The organism is Microvirga sp. P4_G7, from assembly GCF_056401005.1.
Genome location: NZ_JBFUKD010000171.1, coordinates 1 through 6,430, shown reverse-complemented (window position 1 = coordinate 6,430; position 6,430 = coordinate 1). Strand labels below are relative to the sequence as shown.

General features: G+C 60.6%; 6 protein-coding genes. 3 read left to right on the top strand and 3 right to left on the bottom strand.

What is annotated here, in order from left to right:
* From AC1DT3_RS09780 to AC1DT3_RS09770, 3 genes are all read left to right on the top strand, one after another.
* Positions 1 to 701: DMT family transporter (locus tag AC1DT3_RS09780; RefSeq protein WP_477465061.1), on the top strand; the 701-nt coding region annotated here is incomplete at its 5' end.
* A gap of 227 nt (positions 702 to 928) precedes the next feature.
* Positions 929 to 3,079, top strand: coding sequence for a thiamine pyrophosphate-dependent enzyme (locus tag AC1DT3_RS09775; protein WP_477465060.1), 2,151 nt, complete (start codon positions 929 to 931; stop codon positions 3,077 to 3,079).
* A gap of 16 nt (positions 3,080 to 3,095) precedes the next feature.
* Entirely contained in the window at positions 3,096 to 4,649 is a 1,554-nt protein-coding gene (locus AC1DT3_RS09770; RefSeq protein WP_477465059.1) for an indolepyruvate oxidoreductase subunit beta family protein, read from the top strand.
* 18 nt (positions 4,650 to 4,667) lie between these two features.
* Here the strand turns inward: AC1DT3_RS09770 and AC1DT3_RS09765 are convergent, their stop codons facing one another.
* The 3 genes from AC1DT3_RS09765 to AC1DT3_RS09755 all read right to left on the bottom strand — a co-directional run.
* The gene (locus tag AC1DT3_RS09765) at positions 4,668 to 5,108 is read right to left on the bottom strand and encodes a MarR family winged helix-turn-helix transcriptional regulator (RefSeq protein WP_477465062.1); all 441 of its coding nucleotides are present in this window, start codon (positions 5,106 to 5,108) and stop codon (positions 4,668 to 4,670) included.
* Between the two features lie 223 nt (positions 5,109 to 5,331).
* Positions 5,332 to 5,958, bottom strand: a complete 627-nt coding sequence (locus AC1DT3_RS09760) for a LysE family translocator (protein WP_477465058.1) — start codon at positions 5,956 to 5,958, stop codon at positions 5,332 to 5,334.
* Positions 5,959 to 5,978: 20 nt separating this feature from the next.
* A partial coding sequence (locus AC1DT3_RS09755) for an amino acid ABC transporter permease (protein ID WP_477465057.1) occupies positions 5,979 to 6,430 on the bottom strand: 452 nt, incomplete at its 5' end.

Genomic DNA, 6,430 nt, shown 5'->3' with positions numbered 1-6,430 from the left:
TCGCGTCGATGGGCGGCGTTCCGTTGCTGCGAACGAAGCGGGTCGGCGTTCATATTCTTCGCGGCGTTCTCTCCGCCGGATCCTGGTGGCTTTATTACACCAGCTTCAGGATGCTCGACTTGGCGTTGGCGACGACCTTGAGCTTCTCGAGCCAGATTTTCGTTGTGATCCTAGCCGTGATCTTCCTTGGCGAGCGGCTCACCAAGCGCACCTTGATGGCGACATTGCTCGGTCTGATCGGCATTGCCGTCGCCACGCAGATCTGGAACGCGCAGGCCGTCGACGGCCGCGCAATCTATGGCCTCGCCAGCGCCTTTCTCGGCGCGGTCATGGTTGTCATCACGAGCTCCCTCGCCCGGACGGAGCGCACGCCGACCATCATGTTCTACATCGGGATCGTCGTCTTTGCGGCCGCGCTTCCCCAGGCCGCGATCGACTGGAATCCCCTCGGTGGCCGCGAGATCGCCCTTCTGTCGGCCATGGGCCTTCTCGGCACCTTGAGCATGTGGCTGATGGTGGAAGCCTACCGCCACGCCGAAGCATCCGCGTTGGCGCCATTTCCATACCTTCGCCTGATATTCTCTGCGGCTGCCGGTGCAATCATGTTCGGTGAGACTGTTCAGACCGCAACCTTCGCGGGGGCGGGTCTCATCGTCGCCAGCGCATTGCTGATCATCTTGAAACCGAAGAAGAACGGCTGAATCCGCGTCGGGAAAGTCGATCGCCCATTAAAAATGCAAATGCATATAATTTGAGTGATCAGTTTGGAATTTGTCTACTTGAAGAGCGCGATGCTGAGGGATAAACTCGCTTTCTCGACTGGCTCATGGCGGCAGGTCAGACGTAAATATGTATCCAGTTGCATATAACGTCTGATGCGTAAAATAGTCCCAGGCGCTGAACCTGTCGAAACGAGAGGGAGAGCGTGATGGCAGAACGTTCGTTTGCGCGCGAAGTGGAAGACCTCAAGCTCGGGGAAGGCGAGATCTTCCGCGGCGAAGGCATTTTGGCGATCACCAAAGCCCTTCTGCAATCCGGCGTTTCTTATGTCGGCGGTTATCAGGGCTCGCCGATCTCGCATCTGATGGATGTCCTCGCCGATTCGAAGGACGTGCTCAACGAGCTCGGCGTTCATTTCGAGTCGTCGGCGTCCGAGGCTGCCGCAGCTGCGATGCTCTCCGCTTCCGTCATGTATCCGGTTCGTGGCGCGGTGACGTGGAAGTCCACCGCAGGCACCAACGTCGCGAGCGATGCACTCTCGAACCTGGCGTCCGGTGGTGTCACTGGCGGCGCGCTCATCATCATCGGCGAGGATTACGGCGAGGGCTCATCGATCATGCAGGAGCGGAGCCACGCTTTTGCGATGAAATCGCAGATGTGGTTGCTCGACCCCCGGCCCAATCTGGAATCCGTGGTCAAAGCGGTCGAAGATGGTTTCGAGTTGTCGGAAGCGTCGAATACGCCGGTGATGCTCGAAGTCCGAATCCGCACGTGCCACGTTCATGGCCAATTCGTCGCCAAGAACAATAAGGCGCCTGATTTCACCCTKCGCGAGGCGTTGGAGAATCCCCGCCGTGACGTCAACCGCATCGTGCTTCCGCCGGCGGCCTACGTTCACGAAAAGGAAAAGCTCGAGAAGCGCTGGCCTGCCGCGGTCGAGTTCATCAAGTCACGCAAGCTGAACGAGCATTTCGGGCCGGAGAAAGGCGACGTCGGAATCATTCTGCAGGGCGGCATGTACAACGCCGTCATGCGGGCGCTCCAGCTCCTCGGGCTCGCCGATGTTTACGGCAACTCGTCGGTTCCGCTGTATGTGCTCAACGTCACCTATCCGCTGATCGACGATGAGATGGCCGAATTCTGCCTCGGCAAGAAGGCTGTCGTCATGGTTGAGGAGGGGCAGCCCGAGTATATCGAGCAGACCCTCAACACCATCCTGCGTCGGCGCGACATCAACACCAAGATTCACGGCAAGGACATTTTGCCGCTCGGAGGCGAATACACGGCCCCGGTGCTTGCGAACGGGCTCAAGAAATTCTTCGAGCAGCACGCACTCATGCTGCTCGGCAATCAGCCGCCATTGCCCGACCCGTCGCCGGTCCTCAACAATCCGAAGGTCAAGGCTCTCACGGAAGTCGTACCGCAGCGGCCGGCCGGTTTCTGCACAGGGTGCCCGGAGCGGCCGATTTTCGCGGCCATGAAGCTCGTGGAGAAGGAACTCGGCCAGCACCACGTCTCGGCAGATATCGGATGCCATCTGTTCTCCATCTTGCCGCCGTTCAATATCGGCGCGACGACGATGGGGTATGGTCTGGGACCGGCCTCGGCGTCCGCCTTCAATGTGAAAGCCGACAAGCGTTCGATATCGGTCATGGGMGACGGCGGCTTCTGGCACAACGGCCTGTCCACCAGCGTCGGCAACGCTGTCTTCAACAAGCAGGACGGTGTCATCCTCATTGTCGACAACTATTACTCGGCTGCGACCGGCGGCCAGGACATCCTCTCGTCGCGCGCGACGAATCCGAACCGCTTGACCAACAACAGCATCGTCGATGCCGTGAAGGGTATCGGCGCGAAGTGGGTGCGCCAAATCGACCGCACCTACGACGTCGCCAAGATGCGCGATACGTTGAGGGAAGCGCTCACGACGAATGAGCCCGGCCCGAAAATCATCGTCGCGTCGTCCGAATGCATGCTGAACAAGCAACGCCGCGTGAAGCCGCTTTTCGGCAAGGCGGTGAAGGAAGGCAAGCGCGTCGTCCGCGAACGGTTCGGTGTCGACGAGGACGTCTGCACGGGCGATCACGCCTGCATCCGTCTTTCCGGATGTCCGTCCCTGTCGGTCAAGCAAACGGACGACCCATTGAAGGACGATCCAGTCGCCGCGATCGACAATACGTGTGTCGGCTGCGGTAATTGTGGCGAAGTGTCGGAGGCGGCGGTTCTGTGTCCGTCCTTCTATCGCGCGGATGTGATCTACAACCCGACCGCCATGGATCGCTTCATGGCCACGGTGCGGGGCGCGGTCATCGGCTTCCTTCAGCGTCGTCGCGACAGTCGCCGCCCGACTTTCGCCTGAGAGACAAGGCACGATCATGACGGCCCAGTTCGAAACACTTCCGGTGCGTCTTTCCACCGATAAACCGATTTCTGTCGCCATCCTGGCAATGGGCGGCCAGGGTGGCGGCGTGTTGTCCGATTGGATCGTTGCGCTCGCCGAGGCGGAAGGGTGGTTCGCCCAGTCCACATCGGTGCCCGGGGTGGCCCAACGCACGGGCGCAACCATTTACTATATCGAGATGCTGCCCGCCAAGGATGGTCACGCCCCGATCCTTGCATTGATGCCGACTCCCGGCGATGTGGACGTGGTGCTTGCCGCGGAGTTCATGGAAGCAGGCCGCTCGATGATGCGGGGACTGGTAACGCCCGACCGGACGACGCTGATCGCCTCCAGCCACCGTTCATTCGCGGTGGCCGAGAAGGAAAAGCCCGGCGATGGCATCGGTAATCCCGCCGTTGTCCAGGAGGCGGCCGGCATCGCGGCGAAACGCATCATTACGTTCGACATGCAGACGTTGGCCGAAAAGAATGGGAGCGTCATCTCGGCGGCGATGTTTGGCGCCCTTGCGGCCGCAGGCGTTCTTCCCTTCTCGGTGGACGCGTTCGAGCGCGCCATACGGTCAGGCGGAAAGGGCGTCGAACCAAGCATCCGCGCCTTCAAGGCGGCGTTCGAGCAAACGAACGAAAAGCCGCATGAACCCATTCTCAACGAGCACGGGAAAGCGCTTCCGGCTGTGCCACCCACTGCGGGCGATGCGAAGCTCGACATGCTTCTCGACCGCATTCGACAATTCCCAGCGAGCACTCAGGCGATGCTGTACGCGGGGGTCAAACGGACGGTCGACTATCAGGACGTCGCTTACGGACACCAGTATCTCGACCGTCTCGAAACCTTGCGCAACCTCGATCGGGAAAACGGTGGTGGCGGGAGGGAGTTTGCGTTTACGCAGGAGGCTGCGAAGTATGTTGCCGTCGCCATGGCTTACGACGACGTCATCCGCGTCGCCGACCTCAAGACGCGCGCAAGCCGTTTCGATCGCGTCAAGAAGGAAGTCGGCGTCAAGGATGATCAACTGATCTACACGACAGAATACATGCACCCACGCATGGAAGAGATCACGGGGACATTGCCGGCAGCGATCGGGCGATTCCTGGAAGAGCGTCCACGCCTCTTCAATGCACTCGACAGAATCGTGAATCGCGGACGGCGCGTGAAGACTGGGACCGTCAGCTGGTTTCTCGTGCTCTATGCTCTTTCGGCCATGAAGGGCATGCGGCGTGGCACCCTGCGCCATGGTCGTGAAATGGCACATATCGAGCAATGGCTGAACGTCGCCGTTGCCCAGCTGCCGCACGACTACGATCTCGCTGGCGAGATCATTGCCTGCCGACGCTTGGTGAAGGGTTATTCCGACACGCATGCGCGCGGGCAATCGAAGTTCGATCGCGTCCTCTCCGCCGTTCCGTCGCTCGCCGGCAAATCCGACGCGGCGGCGTGGCTGCGCCGCCTGCGTCAGGCGGCACTGCTCGATGAGGAGGGGATAGCTCTCGACGGTGCATTGAAGACGGTCGAGACCGCCTACACTTGAGCGTCAATAGTCGTGAGGTCAGAAGTCCTGGGCGCGGATGTTGCGCAGGACCTTGTGCAGCGTGCCGATCATCGCGCGCAATTCTGTTTCGTCCACGCCATCGAACAGGTGGGTGTACATTTCGTACATCGGCGCCCAGATCTTACCGAACAGGTTTCGCCCCTCTTCGGTGATGTAGATCTCGCGCACGCGCATGTCCCCTGCCCTGGGTTGGCGTCGGATGAGGCGTTGCTCTTCCATGGCGTCAAGAGTTCGACTCATGGTCGATTGCTCGGCCACCGCATGGACTGCCAATTCATTGATCGTAAGACCGGGCATGACGCTGAGGACCGCGAGGATGCGCATCTTCATCGTCGTCATGTCGAAGGGGCGCAGAACCTCCTGCAGATTAGCGTTCCATCGCGCCGAAATCCGGTTCAGCAGGTAGGGTACGAAATGGTTGAGGCCGATTTCGCCCATGGTTGGAATGAGGACGCCGTTCTCCGGTCCGGTCGGCGCGGCGCGTCCGTTCGGCTCGGCAATCGTCTCGACCTTCTCGCGGCGTTTGCGCGGAGTGGCGGTGGGCTTCGTCTTTGAAGGGGCGGAACTCATTAGGCGTTCCTGATCTCAACCGTGTCTATCTTGTCCGGTCTGGCACATTTGGAGAGCGGGAACAAGAACAGGAGCCGAGGTGGCGGCGCTCTCAACTCAACAATGTGGCCTTCAGGCCGAGCAGGATGAACAGAGCTCCAGCAATCCGTTGGACCGCCCGTTGGCGGCTCTCCGCTTCAAGCCAGGCGCCGAATGCCGCGGCCAGCAACGCATAGCTGAGGTGTAGCAGGCCAACCGTCACGATCATGGTGCCGAGAAGCGTCAGCAATTGTGATGTGAAATCCGCGCCCTCGGCGAGCACCTGCGGCAGCACGGCCGCCATGAAAATGAAAACGTTCGGGTTGCTGAACGAGACGGCGAAACCTTCACCGAAAAGACGTCGCGGACAGGGGGAGGTCCCCGTGATCGGAGGATTGCCCGATTGAGCGGGCACATGGCGCGCGCGCTGCCAAAGTCGCGCACCAAGGTAAATGAGGTAGAGCCCGCCTCCCGTGCGAAGGATGCCGATCAGCGAAGGAACACTGGCGAGCGTCGCGTCGATGGCAAAGGCGCACAGCGTCGTGACGAGAAGGAGATTGGCGATGTTTCCGGCAATCGTCAGGCACGCTGGACGCCACCCGTACCGAATGGCGTTTGACATGACCAGGATGACATTCGGGCCGGGTGTCGCCGTCGCGGCGACGAGAAGTCCGGCAAAGGTCAGAAGTCCGCTCGTCATGACGCTCTCGATCTTTGCGGTCAGCGCGGCGCGTAGGCGCGGCTGCGCTTCTCGAGATAGGCGACAAGCCGGATCAGCGGCCACAGAAGGGCGAGGTAGACCAGAGCGGCGCCGATCAGCGGCGTCGGGTTGGCCCAATAGGCCTGCGCATCCGTCGCCTGCTTGAGGAGATCAGGCATGGCGACGACGGATGCAAGCGAAGTGTCCTTCAACAGGGCCACGCAATTCCCCGTTTGAGGAGGAATGGCAATGCGCATGGCTTGAGGGAGAATGACCTTGAACAAGGTCAGGCGGAAATGGAGGCCGAGTGCCGACGCGGCCTCGAACTGGCCCTTTGGAATTGCCTCGATACCGGCACGAATGACTTCAGCCGTGAAGGCAGAAAAGACCGTCGACAGGGCGATCATCGCCGACACGAAGGACGAGAAGCGGATGCCGACAAATGGAAGCGCGTAGTAGATCAGGATCAAGA